This window comes from Streptomyces sp. BRA346, from assembly GCF_052851135.1.
Window position 1 is genome coordinate 104290 of the sequence record NZ_JAIWIH010000008.1, and the last position, 17787, is coordinate 122076.

General features: G+C 73.6%; 15 protein-coding genes. 7 read left to right on the top strand and 8 right to left on the bottom strand.

All coding sequences use genetic code 11. The features are described 5' to 3' along the window. Positions 1 to 87 precede the first annotated feature (87 nt). From LCH29_RS13475 to LCH29_RS13495, 5 genes are all read left to right on the top strand, one after another. Positions 88 to 1230, top strand: a complete 1143-nt coding sequence (locus LCH29_RS13475; protein WP_446461949.1) for a radical SAM protein — start codon at positions 88 to 90, stop codon at positions 1228 to 1230. Beyond that, the gene (locus LCH29_RS13480; RefSeq protein WP_446461950.1) at positions 1227 to 2207 is read left to right on the top strand and encodes a radical SAM protein; all 981 of its coding nucleotides are present in this window, start codon (positions 1227 to 1229) and stop codon (positions 2205 to 2207) included. The genes LCH29_RS13475 and LCH29_RS13480 overlap by 4 nt, the downstream gene beginning before the upstream one ends. A gap of 204 nt (positions 2208 to 2411) precedes the next feature. Next, positions 2412 to 2942, top strand: a complete 531-nt coding sequence (locus LCH29_RS13485) for an iron-containing redox enzyme family protein (RefSeq protein ID WP_446461951.1) — start codon at positions 2412 to 2414, stop codon at positions 2940 to 2942. A gap of 112 nt (positions 2943 to 3054) precedes the next feature. Beyond that, positions 3055 to 3255, top strand: a complete 201-nt coding sequence (locus LCH29_RS13490) for an aroma-sacti cluster domain-containing protein (RefSeq protein ID WP_039937244.1) — start codon at positions 3055 to 3057, stop codon at positions 3253 to 3255. Positions 3256 to 3397: 142 nt separating this feature from the next. Further along, positions 3398 to 5233, top strand: coding sequence for a BTAD domain-containing putative transcriptional regulator (locus LCH29_RS13495; RefSeq protein ID WP_446461952.1), 1836 nt, complete (start codon positions 3398 to 3400; stop codon positions 5231 to 5233). A 17-nt stretch (positions 5234 to 5250) separates the two neighbouring features. Here the strand turns inward: LCH29_RS13495 and LCH29_RS13500 are convergent, their stop codons facing one another. The 6 genes from LCH29_RS13500 to LCH29_RS13525 all read right to left on the bottom strand — a co-directional run bounded on the left by LCH29_RS13500 (position 5251) and on the right by LCH29_RS13525 (position 13399). After that, positions 5251 to 5865, bottom strand: coding sequence for a GAF domain-containing protein (locus LCH29_RS13500; RefSeq protein ID WP_446461953.1), 615 nt, complete (start codon positions 5863 to 5865; stop codon positions 5251 to 5253). Then, positions 5866 to 6687, bottom strand: a complete 822-nt coding sequence (locus LCH29_RS13505; protein ID WP_446461954.1) for a S8 family peptidase — start codon at positions 6685 to 6687, stop codon at positions 5866 to 5868. Then, entirely contained in the window at positions 6684 to 9788 is a 3105-nt protein-coding gene (locus LCH29_RS13510; RefSeq protein ID WP_446462081.1) for an adenylate/guanylate cyclase domain-containing protein, read from the bottom strand. Before LCH29_RS13510 ends, LCH29_RS13505 begins: the two co-directional genes overlap by 4 nt. A gap of 64 nt (positions 9789 to 9852) precedes the next feature. Beyond that, positions 9853 to 11352 carry an MFS transporter gene (locus LCH29_RS13515; RefSeq protein WP_446461955.1) on the bottom strand — a complete coding sequence of 500 codons (1500 nt, stop codon included), beginning with the start codon at positions 11350 to 11352 and terminating at the stop codon, positions 9853 to 9855. After that, positions 11352 to 12047: an iron-containing redox enzyme family protein gene (locus tag LCH29_RS13520; protein WP_446461956.1), complete on the bottom strand. Its 696-nt coding sequence runs from the start codon at positions 12045 to 12047 to the stop codon at positions 11352 to 11354. Before LCH29_RS13520 ends, LCH29_RS13515 begins: the two co-directional genes overlap by 1 nt. After that, entirely contained in the window at positions 12044 to 13399 is a 1356-nt protein-coding gene (locus tag LCH29_RS13525; RefSeq protein WP_446461957.1) for a radical SAM protein, read from the bottom strand. The genes LCH29_RS13520 and LCH29_RS13525 overlap by 4 nt, the downstream gene beginning before the upstream one ends. Before the next feature lie 195 nt (positions 13400 to 13594). Between LCH29_RS13525 and LCH29_RS13530 the strand changes: the two genes are divergently transcribed. Together LCH29_RS13530 and LCH29_RS13535 are read left to right on the top strand one after the other, a co-directional pair. Continuing rightward, positions 13595 to 14284 carry a FadR/GntR family transcriptional regulator gene (locus tag LCH29_RS13530; protein WP_446461958.1) on the top strand — a complete coding sequence of 230 codons (690 nt, stop codon included), beginning with the start codon at positions 13595 to 13597 and terminating at the stop codon, positions 14282 to 14284. Beyond that, entirely contained in the window at positions 14281 to 15171 is an 891-nt protein-coding gene (locus LCH29_RS13535) for an ABC transporter ATP-binding protein (protein ID WP_446461959.1), read from the top strand. Before LCH29_RS13530 ends, LCH29_RS13535 begins: the two co-directional genes overlap by 4 nt. Here LCH29_RS13535 and LCH29_RS13540 read toward each other — a convergent pair. Next, positions 15120 to 16370, bottom strand: a complete 1251-nt coding sequence (locus LCH29_RS13540; protein ID WP_446461960.1) for an SAV2148 family HEPN domain-containing protein — start codon at positions 16368 to 16370, stop codon at positions 15120 to 15122. The genes LCH29_RS13535 and LCH29_RS13540 overlap by 52 nt on opposite strands. Positions 16371 to 16464: 94 nt before the next feature. Further along, positions 16465 to 17775, bottom strand: coding sequence for a copper amine oxidase (locus tag LCH29_RS13545; RefSeq protein WP_446461961.1), 1311 nt, complete (start codon positions 17773 to 17775; stop codon positions 16465 to 16467). Between the last annotated feature and the right edge of the window lie 12 nt (positions 17776 to 17787).

Sequence of the window (17787 nt, forward strand, 5' to 3'; positions counted from 1 at the left end):
CAAAGTTCGATTCAAGGCCGGCGCCGCACCATAGAAAGCGCAACACCCCAATGAGCCGTCACAGGAGGGGGATTCCTGGTGCACCTCATGGAGATCTTGCGTTACCGACCGGTGCCGGCCTCCGCCGTCTTTTTCGGTATCACCCGAAGGTGCCCGCTGCACTGCAAGCACTGCTCCACCAGTTCCATGCTGGACAGTGAGGAGTATCCGGAGCAGATGTTCCGGAAATTCGCGGAATCCTTCACACCGGAAAACCGGCCGGAGTTCGTGCTCATGTCCGGGGGCGAGGCCCTGCTACGGCCCCGTCTGGTACGGGAGATCGCCGAACTGGCACGTGCCGCCGGGTCCCGCTCCCACGTCCTCTCGGGCCTCTACTTCGCGGACCGCGGCCGCATTCCACGGCCGCTCAAGCGGGCCATCGACGCGGTCGACCACTTCTCGGCCAGCCTCGACCGCTTCCACGAGGAGGAGGTGCCCCGGGCCTCGGTCTTCCGGATCCTGCGGGAGCTGCTGGACGAGGGCAAGGACGTCAGTCTCCAGCTGACCGGCCTCGGCCCGGACGATCCGTACCTCGCCGACATCACCGCCGAGGTGCGGCGGGAATTCGACGACCGGGTGCCGATGCTGGTGGCGCCGATCAGCCCGCACGGGCGCGCCGACGCCTGGCTGCTCAAGCGCATGCCACTGCCCAAGTCCACCGTCGCCCCCTCGCCCTGCGCGGTCTCCGCCTGGCCGGTGATCGGCTTCAACGGGCAGGTGACGGCGTGCGGCAACCAGGACGTGATGGACGGCAAGGTACCGCTGCCGCCCCATCTGTACCTGGGCCACATCGCCCGCGACGACTGGCCCACCATCAAGCGACGCGCGCTGGAGAACCCGATGGTGCGGGCGATCCGCGCCGCCGGACCCGAATACCTGATGGACCGCCACGGCACCACCGGCGGCGAGGCCAGCAGCGGCGGCAACGGCGGAAGCATCGGCGACGGATGCGGCAGCGCCGGATACTGCGAGACCTGCTGGGTGCTCTCCAAGGACACCGCGGTACCCCGGGCCGTCCGTGAGCTGGCCGACCGGCCCGCCACCCGGCTGATCGAGCGGCAGACCGAATCGCTGCTGGTGGAGGCCGGACCGCTGGCCTTCGCCCGGCAGTACGGCATCGCCAAGTACGCCGACCTGGTGTCCCTGGGCCACGATCCGTCGCGCAGAACCCCCGCGGGGAGCCTGGCATGAGCCGGCTGGGCCACCGGGAGGTGCTGAGCATCCGGCGCACCCGTGGCGCCTCGGTGCTGCTGTTCATCACCGATCGCTGTCCGGTGGGCTGCGCCCACTGCTCGGTGGACTCCCGCCCGGACAGCCCGCGGATCACCGACCACGCGCTCTTCGCGTCCATCGTCGACCAGCTCGCCGCCCTGCCGGAGTTGCGGATGGTGGGCATCTCCGGGGGCGAACCCTTCGTCGAGCGGCGCGCCCTGGCCCTCGCGGTCACCCGGCTGGCGGCCGCGGGCAAGCACGTGGTGCTCTACACCAGCGGCTTCTGGGCCCGCAGCGACCACGCACCGCAGTGGATCCACCGGGTCCTGGAGCAGTCGGCGGCCGTCTACCTGAGCACCGACGCCCACCATGTCGCGAGCCAGGGCCCCGAGCGGTTCCGGAACGCGGCGCGGATCATCGCCCGGCACGGGCTGCCGATCGTGGTCCAGGCCATCGACGAGGGTGACACCCTGGACCGCACCCGCGAGTCGCTCGCCGCGGCGCTCGGCCCGGACTGGGCCGACCACGCCGAACTGGTGCCCACCCACGGCCTTCCGCACGGCCGGGGCGCCGGTCTCTACGCCCAGCCGGTGCGGCACGCGGGGCGCTCCTTCGGGCCGTGCGACGTCGTGGACGCCGCGGTGGTGCGCTACGACGGCCGGGTCACGGCCTGCTGCAACGAGTCCGTGATCATGGGCGCGGGCCCGGCGGCGCTGCGCCGGGACTGCGCGGACGGCTCCGATGTGGCGGCCGCCGTCACCGACTTCACGAACGACCCCTTCTTCACCGCGCTCGGGTCCGTCGGCCCTGGCCCGCTCACCGGCCTCCCGGGCTTCAGCGACCTGGCCGACCGGCAGTTCTCATCCATCTGCGGACTGTGCTGGACGATGACGAAGCGCAGGTCCGCGGGAGAAAGCGACCGGATGCTGGCGGCGATCTCCACCCTGAATTCCTAATCCACGGGTTCATCCACGGGAACATCACGGAAAAGGCGTTCTGATATGACACGGCACAGCCAGGCCCTGCGCGCCAAAACCGGCCTTCTGCTCCCCCAGCTCATGGCGACGACCCGCAGGCTGTGGAATTCCCCGCGGCTGAACGAGCTGTATCCCGAATACCTTTGCATGTTACACAGTTCGATTCGCTCGACGGTGCCGCTGATGGAACGTGCGGTGGCCCGCTGCCGGGAACTGGCCGACGACGATCCGGTCGCCGCCGCGCTCGTACCGTACTTCACCCGGCACATCCGGGAGGAACAGGGCCATGACGAATGGCTACGGCAGGACCTCGCCGCGATCGGATGCGATCCCGACGAACCGCTGCGCCGCCTTCCGACCGCTTCCGTGGCCAATCTGGTGGGCGCCCAGTACTACTGGATCCAGCATTACCACCCGGCCTGTCTGCTCGGCCATATCGCGGTTCTGGAGGGAAATCCGCCGTCCGTGGAGCTGGTGCCCGAGCTGATGCGCCGCACCGGGTTCCCGCGGACCGGTTTCCGCACTCTGGAGCGCCATGCCGCGCTCGACATCAAGCACCGCGACGAACTGATGCGCACCCTCGACGAGGCGCCGCTCACGCCGGAGCTGGTCACGGCGATCGGGCTCAGCGCTCTCCATTCCATCGACGCCGCCAACAACGCGCTCACGACGGTGCTCGATGCCCATCCGGCAATGACGACCGCCAACGCCTAGGTCCACGAGGAGGGACATGGGGGACGGGAGCGGCAGATCGCCGCCCGAAGAAAAAGGCAACGGCGCGACCCGAGAACTTCCCGCACCACTCACCCTACGAAGGAGATTCACCATGTCGTTCGACGCTCTCAAGGAACTGGCCGCCGCGGGGCACAACTTCAAGGGCGCCAACCCGCAGCAGCTGGAGGCCATCTCCTCCCTCAGCCAGGAGGAAGTGACCCTCCTCAACTCCATCAAGCAGCGCCTGGACTCCGCCGAGGACGTCGTCCCGCACGGCGTGGACGCCCCGCTGAGCGGCGCCTTCGTCTGGTAGTCAACCGGACACCGTGATGAAAAGGGCCCAGGCGGTGTACCGCCTGGGCCCTGCGGCCATTGCCCATACCACCCATGACCTCTGTGACGGCCGCCAAAATCTATAACGGGCACCAAAAAGACGGGGAAGGAAACGCGGGGATATGCAGTTCAGTGTGCTCGGCCCGCTCATCGCCACGACAGCGACGGGATCCGTACCGCTGGGTCCGCACAAACAGCAGCTTCTGCTCGCCGCACTCCTGTGCCGGCCCGACCAGGTCGTCTCCGTGGACCACCTGGTCGACGCCCTGTGGAACGAGGACCCGCCGAAGAGCGCGGCCAAGAACATCCAGGTGTACGTCCACCATCTGCGCCGTACGCTCGCGGCTGCCGACGAGACCGCCCGGGTCGTCCACCAGCGCCCCGGCTACCGGCTCGCCATCGACCCCGAGAAGATCGACACGGTGCGCTTCGAGCACACCGTCGACCTCGCGCGCCGTGCGGCCACCGCGGGCGATCCGGCCCGCGTCGACCGGCTCACCGGCGACGCCATGGCGCTGTGGCGGGGCCGCCCCTTCACCGGGCTCGAGGGCCCGGCCCTGCTGGAGGACGAGGCCGCCCGCCTGGAGGAGCGCCGACTGTCCGCGCTGGAGGTGCTGTTCACGGCGCGGCTGGGCCTGGGGCTCTACCACGAGGTGCTGGAAGAGGTCGAGCCGCTGATCCTGGCCCACCCGTACCGGGAGCAGCTGCGCGCCCAGTACATGCAGGCCCTGCACGGGGTGGGGCGGCAGAGCGACGCGCTCATCGCCTTCGACGACGCGCGCCGCCTGTTCTCCCTCGAACTCGGTCTTGAGCCGGGCACCGTCCTGCGCCGCCTCCAGCAGGACATCCTCGCGGGCACCTCCCCCACCCCCGCGCCGCGCGACTCCCTGTGCGCGAAGCCCCCGCCTGCCGCCGCGCCCACCGGCCGGGACACCGCCGCCGTCCAACTGCCACCCGGGCTCGCCGACTTCACCGGGCGGCGGCGCGAGCTGGCCGACCTGCTCCCGGACGTCCGGGCCCATACGGCGGAGGGGCCCGCCCCCTGGCAGATCACGCTGATCACGGGCCGTCCGGGGGTGGGCAAGTCCTCGCTCGCGGTGGCCGCCGCGCACGCCGCCGAGGGCGCGTTCCCCGGGGGCCGGTACTACGTGGACCTGATGGATCCGCAGGGTCGCCCCAAGGACGCCTCCCAGGCCCTGGCCGAACTCCTCCAGGAACTCGACCACGCCGCCCCTCCCCTGTGCGAGCTGAGCGAACTCCTGTGGCGCTACCGGGCCCACGCGGACGACGCCGAACCGGCGCTGGTGGTGCTCGACAACGCCACCAGCGCCTCCCAGGTGCGGCCGCTGCTGCCCAACTCGCCCGTCTTCACCACCGTCGTCACCAGCTGCACCCCGCTGGCCGGGCTGGACGGCGCCCACGTCGTGGAGCTGGACCCGCTGCCCCCGGACGACTCCCTGGCCCTGCTGCGGCGCATCGTCGGCGTCCAGCGGGTCGCGGCCGAACCCGGGGCCGCCCGGCGCATCGTGGAGGCGTGCGAGGGGCTTCCCCTCGCGCTGCGCATCGCGGGCGGGCGGCTGGCCGCGCACCGCCGCTGGCCCATGGCGGGGCTGGCGGACGCGCTGGAGTCGCCGGACCGGCTGGACGAGTTCGCGGTCGGGGACGTCGATCTGCGCAAGCGCCTGATGCGCGGCTACGCGTCCGCCGGGGAGGCGGACTGGTCGGCGGTGCGGCTGCTCGCCCACGAGGGCGAGTTCTCCTTCCGGGAGGCGCTGCACCGGCTCGGCGCGGGCCCCACCGAGGCCCGGCGGGTGCTGGGCAGACTGCTCGACGCCCAGCTGATCGGCTTCGCCCCCGACCCCGGCCCGGACGGCCACTGCCGGTTCCGGCTCCCCCGTCTGGTGCTCGACCTGGCCCGCGACCAGATGCGGGCCGACGTGGAGCTGCTGGGCCTGTAATGAGCCGTGGCGGCTGGTCACCCCGCCCCGCTCAGCAGCTCCTCCAGGGCCCCGACCAGCCGCCGTCCGGCCTCGCGCCGTTCGCCGCGCAGCGCGGCGAGCGCCCGTACGAGCCCCTCCGCACCCGGGCCGTCCGCGCCGGGCCCGCCCTCCGCCGGGTGGGTCCGGCGTCCGTGGCGTACGAGCCGCAGCGCCACCGACGCCTGGGCGCTGAAGAGCGCCAGCAGGTCCATGGCCGCCAGGGTGGTCCGTACCTCCCGGCTGCGGTCGAGGACTTCGAGGACGCCCAGCACCTCGTCCCCGTGCAGCAGCGGCGCGGCCATCAGCGCCCGCGGGACGTAGTCGGTGGACTCGGCGAGGTCGCGGGCGAAGCGCTCGTCCTCGTCCACGTCGTCGACCTCGATGGGCTGACGGGACTGGAGCACCCAGCCCGCCACCCCGCGCCCCGCCGGGAAGCGGCGGCCGACGAGATCGCCCTCCCCCTTGCCGGAGACGGCCTCGAAGACCAGGGCGCCGTCCGCCTCGTCCAGCAGGAAGATGGAGCTGGCCTGGGCGTCGAAGATCGCCCGCGCGGTCTCCACCACGGACTGGAGCAGCAGCCGGTGTTCGGCCTCGGGCTCGTACGCGGTCATCTAGGCCCTCCTGACGTTGGCCGAGGCGAGGAAGAGCGCCTGCTTGACCTGGAACGGCGTCATGTCCGGGCGCTTGCCGAGGATCCGGGCGCACATCCCGGCCACGTGCGGGGTCGCGAAGCTGTTGCCGGTGCAGCGGCGGGTGGTGCCGCCGGGCCAGGCGGCGGGGACGCGGACGCCGCGGGCGAAGAACTCCACCGGTGGGGCGGGGTTGTAGAGCAGCAGGTCGGGGCGGTCCTCCTCGTGGCTGCCCACGGAGATCACCGAGGAGAACCGCCACGGGAAGCTCTCCACCGGCATGTTGTGCGCTGAGGCGACGAGCAGGCTGCGGCCGAAGTACGCGCGGTCGGCGATCTCGTGCAGGGCCTGGGCGAACTCCCGGCGGGTCGTGGACAGGCTCATGTTGATCACGTCGTAGCCCTGGTCGACCGCCCAGCGCACGCCCTCGATCAGCGCGTCCCCGCTGCCCCGGTAGCCGGAGCGGAGCACCTGCACGCTGTGCAGTTCGCACTCCGGGGCCATCATCCGGATGATCGACGCGCAGGCGGTGCCGTGTCCGCAGGAGTCGCCACCGGCGTCCGCCACGACCTCCGCCCCGCCGCCGACCGCGTCGCGGACCGTGTGCGAGGACGCGACGGGCCCGACCGAGGGATGGCCGACGTCCACCCCGCTGTCCAGGACGCAGACCCGCACGCCCCGGCCGTCGCCGCCACCCCAGGCCCACTCGGCGCCGCCCGCGCCCGCCCAGTCGGTGCGGATCTCGATCTCGGCGCGGTCGCGGCCGAGGAGGCTCCAGGTGAGGCGCCCGCCGGTGGCCGTCATGTGCCCGTACCCCTGTCCCCCAGGGTGGCGGCGAACGCCGACGCCCGTTCCGCCCCGACCAGATGGCCCTTGGCGGTGAAGCGGCGCCGCGCCTCAGCGGCCGCCGCCACCGCCTCGCGCCCCCGGCCGAGCGCGGCGAGGGCCATGGCCCGGTCGAACTCCGCGCCGGCCAGGCACACCGGCGCATCGGTCCTGCGGGCCGCGTCGAGGGCCCGGTCGAGGTGGTGGGCGGCGGTGGCCGCGTCGCCGTCCGCCGCGGCCAGCCGGGCGCGGATGCCGTGGACGTCGGCGGCGGCCGCGGGCAGCGCGTCGAGGTCGGTGTCGAGCAGCCCGCCGACCAGCCGGGCCACCTCGTCCTCGGCGCCGCCGCGGGAGAGCAGCACCCGGGCGAGATCGCGGGTCGCGGTTGCGTGCAACTGCCCGTCGCCCAGCCGCTCCAGCTCGGTGCGGGCTGCGCGCAGCAGCCGTATCGCGTCGTCCCAGCACCCCGCCGACTCCTCCACCGTGGCCTGGAAGAGGTGGACGGCCGGTACGGCGAAGAGGTGGCCGAGGTCGCTGAGGGTGCGTACGGCGTCGGCGAGCAGCCGCCGCGCCTCGGCGTGGTCGCCGCGCATCGCCAGCAGGGCGGCCATCGGGCAGGACACCGTGGCCCGCGCCATCCGGCGCCCGGCGAGCAGATCGTCCAGGAACTCCCCGCAGCGGCTCAGCGCCACGGGCGCCGGTTCCGGGCCGAGCCACAGGGAGACGGCGAGCGCGCCCAGGATCCCGGCGCGCTCCAGACCGGCCCCGGCGCGGACCGATTCGTGCAGGGCGCGGGTCAGATGGCGGGCGGCCTCGCCGTGCCGGCTGCGGCTCTGCCGCTCCTGGCCGATGGCCAGCCAGGCGCGGGCCAGGCCGAGCGCGTCGTCGGAACCGGTGAAGACGGCGACCGCGTCGCGGGCCGCGTCGAGGACGGCGCCGAAGCCGTCCGCGCCAGGTTCCAGAGAGGAGGGGTCGAGGTACGCGAGCTGGAGCCGGACCCGGGCCTCGACGCCCCGGTCGCCCGCGGCGCGCGCGTCGGTGAGCAGCTGCCGCAGCGCACCGACCGCCTCGGCCGCGTCCCCGGCGGCCAGCCGCGCCTCGGCGAGGGCGGTCCGTACGGCGAGCCCGGCGTGCGGCTGGGGTTCCGGGAGGGCATCGGTGAGGGCCAGCGCCCGGCGCAGCAGGTCGACGGCCCAGCGGACGTCGCCGCGGCCGAGCGCCGCGGTGCCCGCCGCCGCGAGGTGGTCGGCGGCGCGGGCGCCGGTGCTCCGGGCGGTGTCGTCGGCGGGGCCCAGGTCCAGCCGGAGCCGGAACGCCTCCTCCAGGTGGGTGCCGATGGTGTGGTGGCCCTCGGGGGCGCGTTCGGCGTGGTACTCCGCGAACCGCTCGTGCTGCCGGGCGCGCACCAGCTTGGACATGCCGCTGTAGACCTCGTCGCGGATCAGCTGGCTGACGAAGCGCCGGCGGGCCGCGCCGGGCTCCGCCGGGTCGGGCGCCCCGGCGGCCTCCAGCAGGCGGCGGCGCACCAGGGTGCGGACCGCGTGCTCGACCGGACCGGCCCCCGGGGGCAGCAGCGCGGTGAGGTCCGCGGCCGTGAACTCGGCGCCGGTGACGGCCGCGCACTCCAGCACCGCGCGTTCGGCGGGCTCCAGCCGGTCCAGCCGGGCGGCGACGACGGCCCGCACCGAAGGGGGGACGAAGCGGGGGTCCTCGCTCTCGCTGACCATCCCCACGATCTGCTCGACGAACAGCGGGTTGCCCTCGGAGCGGTGCACCAGCCGCTCCACGACCTCGTCGTGGGCGACGGTGGTCGCGTGCGGCACCACCTCGGGGTCGGCCGCGGGCTCGTAGAGCCGCAGTACCAGTTCGCGGCAGTCGTCGGCGGCGAGCGGCGGCACCACCAGTGCGGTGGCGTTGAGCTTGCCGCTGCCCCACTGGGGGTGGCGCTCCAGCAGATCCGGGCGGGCGACGCACAGCAGCAGCACGGGCGCGCCCTGGACCCAGTCGGCGAGGTGGTCGAGCGCGCCGAGCAGGTCCTCGTGCGCCCAGTGCAGATCGTCCACGACGGCGACCAGCGGGCGGGTCCCGGCCAGCGCGGTGCACAGCAGTTGCAGCGCCCAGCGCGTCTCGTCGAAGGACGTGCCGGAGACGCCGGTGCGGGCGAGCCGCGCCAGCGCGGTGGCGGCGTCCCGTTCGGCCTCGCCGCCGCCCAGCACCTCAACCAGCCGCGCCCGGGGGTTCGGTCCCAGCGCCTGCGTCAGCAGCGGGGCGAGCGGGGCCAGCGGCCCGGCGCTGCCGTACGGCGGGCAGTGGGCGCCCGCGACCAGCGCGCCGTCGCGTTCCGCCTCGGCCGCGAACGCGCGCGCCAGCCTGCTCTTGCCCACCCCCGGGTCGCCGAACAGCGTCACCAGATGGCAGGACCGGTCGCGCACCACCCGGGCGAACGCCATGCGCAGCTGGGCCAGTTCGTCGCCCCGGTCGACCATGGGGACGCCCGGCGGCCCGGCGAGCGCCCGCGCCTCGTCCCGTATCCCGGTCAGCCGCCAGGCGGGCACCGGCTCGGACTTGCCCCGGACGGTCAGCGGCTCCACTCCGGTGGTCTCGGCGTGTGCCGCGATGAGCCCGTGGGTGTCGGCGCCGATGAGGATCTGCCCGGCGGGGGCGTGCTGTTCCAGCCGGGCGGCGACGTTGACCGCCTCCCCGGAGACCAGGGCGTGGCCCGCGTCGGCGGCGCCCGAGGTGACCACCTCGCCGGTGTGGATGCCGATGCGCACCGCGATCCGGGCCCCGGTCTCGCGCTCCAGCTCCTCCCCCGACTCCTCGACGGCGGCCAGCATGTCGAGGGCGGCGCGGGCGGCGCGCAGCGCGTCGTCCTCGTGCACCACGGGGATGCCGAAGACGGCCATGACCGCGTCCCCGATGAACTTCTCGACGGTGCCGCCGTGCCGCTCCAGGCAGGCGCGCAGCAGGTCGTAGTAGCGCAGCATCACATGGCGCAGCGCTTCCGCGTCGAGCCGCTCGCTGAGCGCCGTGGAGCCGACCATGTCGCAGAAGACGACGGTGATGGTCTTGCGGCTCATGTCGTGCACGGCGCCCCCTTCGGCCAGGTCGAAGCTCAGAAGGTCGATGCTCGGAAGGTCGAACTCAGAACAGCACCCCGCCGATGATGGGCTCCCCGCTGTGCGCCTCCACCTCGTCGGCGGTGGCCTGGAGCCGCAGCTGTACGGAGATCAGCAGGTCGGCCTCTTCGTCGCTGAGCCCGTGGAGCGCCTCCCGCTGCCCCGGGGTGAGTCCGTCGACGGGGAACCCGGCGGCCCGCAGGGCGTCCAGGCGCTGTGTGTCCGGCATGGTGTCGGCCCTCCCGGTGGGGGGTGGTGGGGGTTGTTCATCGTCGCTGCGCGGGCTCCGGCGCCGTACGCGCAGCCCGTAGAGCCAGACCACCGCGCCGAGCGCCGCGAGCGCCGGTCCGGCGGTCAGGAACACGAAGCCGACGCCCGACCAGCTCGCGAGCGCCGCGCCCAGCGGCGGGGCGGCCAGCTGGAGCAGCACCGGGAACGCGTTGGCGATGGCGGTGACCCGGCCGGTCAGCTCCGGGGGCGTCTCGCGGTGCAGGACGTACGGGAAGACGACCATGATCCCGGCGGCGGCGAAGCCGAGCACCCCGGCGATCGGCATCCACAGCCAGACCATGCCGTGGGCGTCGAGGCCCAGCCCGGTGCCGATGCCGCTGACCGCCGCGCCGACCACGATCTGCGCCACGCCCAGCACCACGAACGGCCCCGCCTCCATGACGCGCCCGCTGATGGCGAGGGTGCCGAGGGCCGCGCCGAGCCCCACCGCGGCCACCACGTAGCCCAGGGACGTTTCGCCGACGCCCAGTTCGCGCATGGCCAGCGGGGAGAGGGTGTCGAAGGTGAGGACGAGGAAGAGGGTCGCCGCGACGCTGCCGATCAGCGCGATCAGCGCGGGGGTGCGGGCGATGAACCGCATCCCCTCGGCGATGTCGGCCCGCAGCCCGGTGGGCTCGCCCTCACCGGCCGGCGCCTCGGTCTTCGGGTCCGGCCGCCGCGGCAGCCGTACGGCGGACAGCAGCGCGGCCGAGGCGACGAAGGTCGCGGCGTCCACCACGAAGGCCGCCCGCACCCCACATCCTGCGATGATCAGCCCGCTGAGCGCCGGTCCGGCCACCTTGGCGGCCTGGTGGGTGAAGACCGTGAGCGACATCGCGGAGAGCAGGTCCTTCTCCGGGACGACGGAGCGCAGCGTGGACTGGTGGACGGGGTTGAACAGGGCCCCGAACGACACCTTGCACACCACGAGCACCAGCAGCACCGGCAGATTGGGCGCGGCGAGATAGCCGAGCGCCAGCGCCGCGCGGATCAGATCGCAGCCGACCAGCACCCGTATCCGATCGCTCATCCGGTCGGCGAGCGCCCCCGCCACCGGGGCGAGCGCCACCATCGGGACGGCCACCGCCACGCTGAGCGCGGCGAGCGCGCCCGCGCCGTGGCCCCAGGTGTAGGTGAGGAGGACGACGAGGGCGAGGTAGTCCAGCCAGTCCCCGACGCTGGAGATGGCCTGGCCGCCGTAGAGCAGCCGGAAACGGGGGTGGCGCAGGGCCGCGGTGAGCGAGAGCCGTTCCATCACGCGCTCCTGTCGCCGAGTGGTGTGAACCGGTCGGCGAGGGCGCCGAAGGCGGCGACCAGCAGCTGGACGGTGTTCAGGGCGGACACGCTCACCCCGCGCCGCAGCCGGGCGTCCAGCGGCAGGGTGTCGAGGAGTCGGCGCAGCGCGTCCCGGTGGCCGGGGTCCTCCTCGGCGTGGCGGGCGAGCGTACGGAACGCGGCGCGCGGATGGCCGGTGCGCGCGCTCAGCCGCTCGGCCGCCCGGGGGTGCGGAGGGTCGCCCTCCAGTACGGCGATGTAGCCGAGCAGACAGACCGGGTGGAGGCGTTCGATCCAGAAGTACTGGGCACCCGCCAGCGCCGCCACCGGGGCGGGCGGAATCCGCCGCCAGGGCTCGCCGGGGTCCTGGCCGAGGGCGGCCAGGTCCTCGCACACCCAGGCGTCATGGCCGCGCTCCTCGGGGATGTGGCGCGCCCAGTACGGGACGAGCGCGGCCGCCACCGGATCGGCCGCCCGGTCGGCCAGCTCCCGGCTGCGGGCGGCGGCCGCCTCCATCACGGGGACGGTCGCGCGGATGATCTGGTGCGTCAGATGCAGGTATTCGGGATAGACGGCGGCCGGGTCGGGCACCGCCCAGACCCGGGCCAGCGTCGCCCGCAGCCCCGGCCGCAGCAGCCCGATCCTGGCGTCGAGCGCGGCGGTGGTGGCGGTCACGGCGCACCTGCTTCGTGGCCGAGAGCGGCCAGTTCCCGATACCCCTCTGTCCCGTAGCGCCGCAGGAACGCCTCGGCTCCGCCGTCGCGTATGAGCCTGTCGATCCGCCGCTCCACCGCCCGCACCCCCGGCCGCTCCAGCAGCGCCCCGGCCCGCGCGCCGGTCCCGGGCTCGCCCAGGGCGGTCACGCACGCCGCGCAGTAGCCGTCGCAGTCGGCGCCCGCGAGCGAGGCCAGATGCCGGGGCCCGAAGGCCCGGATGCCGCGCAGCAGTTCGCGCTCCAGAAGCCGTTCGCGGATCGTGGCCCAGTCGTCGTGGGCGATGTGCCCGAGCCGCAGATGGGCCGGGAGGCGGCCGAGGGCGGCGGCGTCGACCACGTCCTGGTTGCAGCAGGCCGCCACGGTCCCGTCGAAGCACACGACGGGCCACGCGGCCAGCGAGCAGGGGGCGGGCACGGTGCGGTGTGCGACGGCCCCAGGTTCCGGTGCCGCCGCGAGCGCGGACACGGGCGCGGCCGAGGCGCCCCCGGGCGCGGACAGGACTTCTGGCCCGGCCACAGACACGGGCCCGGCCCCGCCCCGGGCGTCGGCCCCGGCTCCGTGCGCGGGCGCAGACGCAACTCCGGCCCCAGGCCCCGGCGCGGGCTCACCCCCGGCCACATGCGGGAACGTGTCGGCCCCAAGCGCGAGCCCGGGCGCGGCCCCTGGCGCGGGCGCACTCCCAGTCCCCGGCGCGGGCGCAATCCCCACCCCTGGCTCCGGCAGCCACGTACGGGCGCGCCCGGCGCTCCGTACGACGGTGACCAGGACCGGCACCCGGTCGTCCAGCTCACGGCGGATGTCCTCGGCGGCGTGCCGGAGATACGGGTCGTCGGGCGTGAGCCCGGTGAGCTGGACGCTGACGTCCTTGCCCTCGTCCAGGAGGCGTCGCAGCACGCGCAGCACCGCGGTGCGCGGTACCTCGCGTTCGTGGAACGCGTCGATGCTGGCGGCGAAGTGGTCGACCGCGTCGATGGCCCGCCGCACCGGCGCGGGGGTCCGGCCGTGGGCCGCGAAGAACATCCCGGACAGCAGCTGGGTCCGGCCGCCCACGTCCCGTACGCGCTCCGCGATCTCCGCGACCAGCCGGGGCCGCAGCAGCGGTTCGCCGCCCGTCAGCAGGACGTACTCGGGGCGGTCGGCCGGGGTGAAGGTTCCGACGAAACGCTTCAGCACGGCGGCCTCGATCTGTTCGCTCGCCATCGAGGAGGCGGTCGAGCAGTGCGCGCAGGCGAGCGGGCAGCGCCGGGTGACGGTCAGCAGGACCGCGGCCGCCGGTTCGGCACGGGCCGCGAGCAGGTCGAGCAGATGCACTGGACCACTCCCCCCGGTTCCGTGCTGGCATGTGACCCAACGGCAGCTTGGGCCGGACCGCTTGGGCGCCGGTTTGCGGGCGGTTGCGCACCTCTTGTGCCCCCTCCCCCACCCGACTCCTCAGACGTCTGAGGACTTCTGTTAGAGTCCGCGAGACCATCGGACATGATCAACAGCCCGCCGGGGGGGGACGAGATGGCGGAAACCTCACCGCTGCGGCACGGCCGCGTGGTGCCGCAGGTCGAGAGCGCACTGCGCGCGATGCTCGCCGAGGGGCGCTGGCGCCCCGGCCAACGCCTCCCCAGCGAGGTGACCCTCGCCGCCGAGCTGGGCGTCGGCCGCTCCTCGGTGCGCGAGGCCGTGCGGCTGCTGGCCCACGACGGCCTGCTGGACGTACGCCACGGCTCGGGCACCTACGCCGCCGAGGAGCCACGGGAGTCGCGCGACGTACGGCAACTGCTGCGCCGCGCCCGGCTGCTGGAGGTCTACGAGGTCCGCCGGGCGCTCGAGGTGGAGGCCGCCCGGCTGGCAGCGCGGCGGGTGCGCCCCGAGGACCTCACCCGGCTCACCGACGACCTCAAGCGCCGCCAGAAGGCGGCCGGAGCCGGTCCCGCCGCCTTCGTGGACGCCGACCTGGCCTTCCACCGCACGGTCGTGGAGCTGTCCGGCAACGCCGTGCTGCTCGGCCTGTTCACCTCCGTCCTGCCGGTGCTGCGCGAGGAGCTGGTCGAGATGGTCGTCCACGAGACCGGGCTGCCCGATCTGACCTGCGCCCATACGGCGCTGCTGGACGCCCTGGCGGACGGCGACCCCGAGGCCGCGATCGCCGCCACCGTCACGAACCTGGAATCCGTGATGACGCTCATCGCCGAGGAGGCACGATGACCGGCGCCCCCGCCCCGAACGCCCCGGCCCCGAACGCCCCCGTCCTGAGGGCCGACGACGTCGACGTGGTCCGCGACGGTGCCCACCTGCTTCGCTCGATCTCGCTGACCGTCCGCCAGGGCGAGCACTGGGCCCTGCTCGGCCCCAACGGCGCGGGCAAGTCCACCCTCCTCAGCCTGCTGGGCGCGCACGCCCACCCCACCCGGGGCGCGGTGGAGGTGCTGGGCCGCACCCTGGGCCGGGTGGACCTGCGGGAGCTGCGCGCGTACGTGGGCCATGTCGACCCCCGGCATCCGCTGCGCTCCCCGCTGCGGGCGCGGGACGTCGTCCTGACCGGGCTGACCAACACCATCGAGCCGGTCCCCCGCCGCCACCCCGACTCCGCCCAGCGCGAGCGGGCCGAGCGGCTGCTGACCACCCTGGGCATGGCCGACAAGCTCGACGCGCGCTGGCCGACGCTCTCCCAAGGGCAGCGCGGCCGGGTGCTGATCGCCCGGGCCCTGATGCCCCGACCCCGGCTGCTGCTGCTCGACGAACCGGCCACCGGCCTCGACCTGGCCGCCCGCGAACAGCTCCTGGACAGCCTGGACGCGCTGCGGCTCGCCCACCCGGAGCTGGCCACGGTCCTGGTGACCCACCACCTGGAGGAGCTGCCCGCGTCCACCACTCACGCGATGCTGCTGCGCGACGGGCAGTGCCTGGCGTCGGGCGCGGTGGACGAGGTGGTGACCACCGACGCCATCACCAAGTGCTTCGACCACCCGGTCCGCATCGCCCGCACCGACGGCCGCTGGACGGCCCGAACCGTGCGCGCCGTACGGGACGGCGCCAGGGTTCAGGACACCGGGCGGGAGTCCGACCAGACGCTCTCGAACTCCTCGCGGTAGGTGCCGAAGAGCCCGCCGTCGCCCTCGTTCGGGTCGCGCCCGTCGCGCACCACATCGCGGTCGCGGCCGCCGCCGCGCAGGACCAGGACCGGGGCCTCCATGCCGCGGGCCTTGCGCAGGTACGACTGGACGACCGCGAGGCCGTCGGTGCCGTCGCCGTTGACCAGGTAGGCGGTGAAGCGGGGGGTCTCGTCGAAGACGTGGATCTCGAAGGCGCCCGGGTCGCGCAGGGCGGCGCGCACCCGGCGCATGTGGAGGATGTTCATCTCCACCGAGCGGCTCAGCTCGCCCTTCTTCAGCCCCAGCTCGCGTTCCCGCCGCCGGACCGCGCTGCTCGCGGGGTTGAGGAACAGCAGCCGGGCCCGGCAGCCGGACTCGGCCAGGCGGACCAGGCGGCGGCCGGAGTAGTTCTGGACCAGGAGGTTGAGCCCGATGCCGACCGCGTCCAGCCGGCGGGCGCCCGCGAACAGGTCCTCGACGGGCAGCTGCCGCTGGAGCCGCACCCGGTCGGAGTGGACACCCACCACGTCCGCGTACCGGTCGCCGACCAGGTCCTCGACCGCGTCGATCGGGAGCCGGTCGGTGGCGGGGTTCCCGGTGCCGCTGCCGAGGATCTCCAGCAGCCGGGCCGAGGCGCGCTCGGCCTGGGCCAGCACGGTCCCGGACAGGGCGCGGTTGCGGGAGACGACGTTACGGGCGACCTCCAGCTCGTCCAGGGCCAGCTCCACCTCGCGCCGGTCGTCCAGGTAGGGCTCGAAGCACGGCCAGTGCTGGACGAGGAGTTCGCGCAGCTGGGGCAGGGTGAGGAAGCTGAGCACATTGTCGTCGGCCGGGTCGAGCAGATAGCCCTTGCGGCGGCTCACCTCCCGGACCGCCACGGCCCGCTGCACCCACTCCTGGCCGGCCGGTCCGGCGGCGGCGATGACCCAGTCGTCGCCGTGGACCGGTTCGTAGATCGGCCGGAGCACCGCGCCGACCACCGCACGCAGCCGCTGTTCGACCAGATTCAGCCAGATGTAGGCCCGTCCGGCCCGGCGTGCGCGCGTCCGCACCTCGTCCCAGGCCTCGGCGCCCCAGTCCAGTTCCGCTCCGATCTCCATCGGACGCACCAGGGACACCGCACCGGGGGGTGCCTCGGTGGAGCCGTCACCCCCGGGACCTCCGTCACCAGGGGGCAGCTCCAGCCCGCCCGAGCTCACCTGTGCACCGCCTTCCGCCCCCGCTCCAACGATCACCGCAGACTACTGCTCGGGCGGGGGCGGTGCGACACTCCGGTCGGCCCGAAGGTCAACCTTAGTCTTCCGTATGGCCGTTGTGACGGGAGAGTGCAGGGGGCGTAAGGGGACTCATCGCGGTCACGTCGCGGGGCGCGAGCTGGAAGCCCTGCCAGTGCACCGGCATCGGTTCCTGGTCCTCATCACGGGCGATGTGGTGGAACCCGATGTTGACCCACACCACGGGGTGGGTGAGCGTCTGGCCGTTGACCCACTTGTCGACGCTCTTACCGGCCCCGGCGCCGCAGTTCGCCAGATTGTTGCTCGCAAACTGTTCACATTTGTTGTACTGCGTGAAGTAGACGTCGTGCTTGGTGTAACTGCGTCCCTGGTACTTGGTGGTGTGGCCGGGCACGATCTCGTAGCTGCGCGGATGGCCGTCCTTGTTCTTGCCCGCCGTGCTCACCACGCGCCACCAGCGCGCCCCCGCCGCGTCGCCCGCCAGCTCCTTGCCGACCTTGGTGCGAGTGGTCTTGGTCGTGGGGATGCGGCCTGCGGTGGCCGTGGTCTTGGAGTCGTACTGCTCGACCTTGCTCTTGGCCGAGCCGTCGAGGCCGAAGTTCAACCGCCAGAAGACGTTGTGGGCGTGGCTGGTGGCGTAGTCCTTGGCGCCCTTGCCGATCGGCCAGCCGCGGCCGTCGCCCGCGTCGTAGTCCATCGGGGAGAGCGTGCCGGTGGCGCCGACCTGCATCGACATGGTGCCGTCACCCGAGAACCGCCACTCGGTGATGTACTCGTACCAGCCGACCTGGTTGACGGTGTAGACCAGCAGGTCCTTGCCCTGGGCCTGGTAGAGCTTTTCGCCGTCGTTCATGCGGTAGGCATGGCCGCGGGCCCGGGTGGTGGCGCACAGCCCCTTGACGTCGGGGTGGTCGGGGTCCCAGGCGTCCGGCACCCGCACGGTCTTGATGGTGCCGCCGGGGCATTCGGCCGGGCTCAGCTGTTGCAGCCCCTGGGCGAAGCCCTGGCCGGTGAGGTCGTCGTACTCGTTCTTTCCGTCGTCGTACGGGACATGGATCTGGCCGAGCTTCCCCGACGTCAGCACCTTGATCGGGCGGGCCTCGCCCTTGGGCTGGTACGACACGTTGTCGAGGACCAGCCCGGCCTTGCTCTCGTAGTGCCAGCACATCCGCCAGGTGGTGCCGCCGTCCAGGGTCTCCTGGATCGTGTACGGGGCGCTGCACTGCGCGGCGGCCGCCGGTGCCTTGGCCGGTACCCGCGGCGCGGCCTGGGCCGGTCCGGCGGCGACCGCCGCCGAGCCGACCAGCGCCGAGGCGCCGAGGACCGCCGCGAGCCGGGCACGGGCCCGGCGCAGCCTTCTTTCAGGCATGGGTGACTCCTG

What these genes read in the sequence shown, in the direction of transcription:
- LCH29_RS13475 (WP_446461949.1), top strand. Translation starts at nt 88, where the DNA reads ATGGAGATCTTGCGTTACCGACCGGTGCCGGCCTCCGCCGTCTTTTTC.
- LCH29_RS13480 (WP_446461950.1), top strand. Translation starts at nt 1,227, where the DNA reads ATGAGCCGGCTGGGCCACCGGGAGGTGCTGAGCATCCGGCGCACCCGT.
- LCH29_RS13485 (WP_446461951.1), top strand. Translation starts at nt 2,412, where the DNA reads ATGGAACGTGCGGTGGCCCGCTGCCGGGAACTGGCCGACGACGATCCG.
- LCH29_RS13490 (WP_039937244.1), top strand. Translation starts at nt 3,055, where the DNA reads ATGTCGTTCGACGCTCTCAAGGAACTGGCCGCCGCGGGGCACAACTTC.
- LCH29_RS13495 (WP_446461952.1), top strand. Translation starts at nt 3,398, where the DNA reads ATGCAGTTCAGTGTGCTCGGCCCGCTCATCGCCACGACAGCGACGGGA.
- LCH29_RS13500 (WP_446461953.1), bottom strand. Translation starts at nt 5,865, where the DNA reads ATGACCGCGTACGAGCCCGAGGCCGAACACCGGCTGCTGCTCCAGTCC.
- LCH29_RS13505 (WP_446461954.1), bottom strand. Translation starts at nt 6,687, where the DNA reads ATGACGGCCACCGGCGGGCGCCTCACCTGGAGCCTCCTCGGCCGCGAC.
- LCH29_RS13510 (WP_446462081.1), bottom strand. Translation starts at nt 9,788, where the DNA reads ATGAGCCGCAAGACCATCACCGTCGTCTTCTGCGACATGGTCGGCTCC.
- LCH29_RS13515 (WP_446461955.1), bottom strand. Translation starts at nt 11,352, where the DNA reads ATGGAACGGCTCTCGCTCACCGCGGCCCTGCGCCACCCCCGTTTCCGG.
- LCH29_RS13530 (WP_446461958.1), top strand. Translation starts at nt 13,595, where the DNA reads ATGGCGGAAACCTCACCGCTGCGGCACGGCCGCGTGGTGCCGCAGGTC.
- LCH29_RS13535 (WP_446461959.1), top strand. Translation starts at nt 14,281, where the DNA reads ATGACCGGCGCCCCCGCCCCGAACGCCCCGGCCCCGAACGCCCCCGTC.
- LCH29_RS13545 (WP_446461961.1), bottom strand. Translation starts at nt 17,775, where the DNA reads ATGCCTGAAAGAAGGCTGCGCCGGGCCCGTGCCCGGCTCGCGGCGGTC.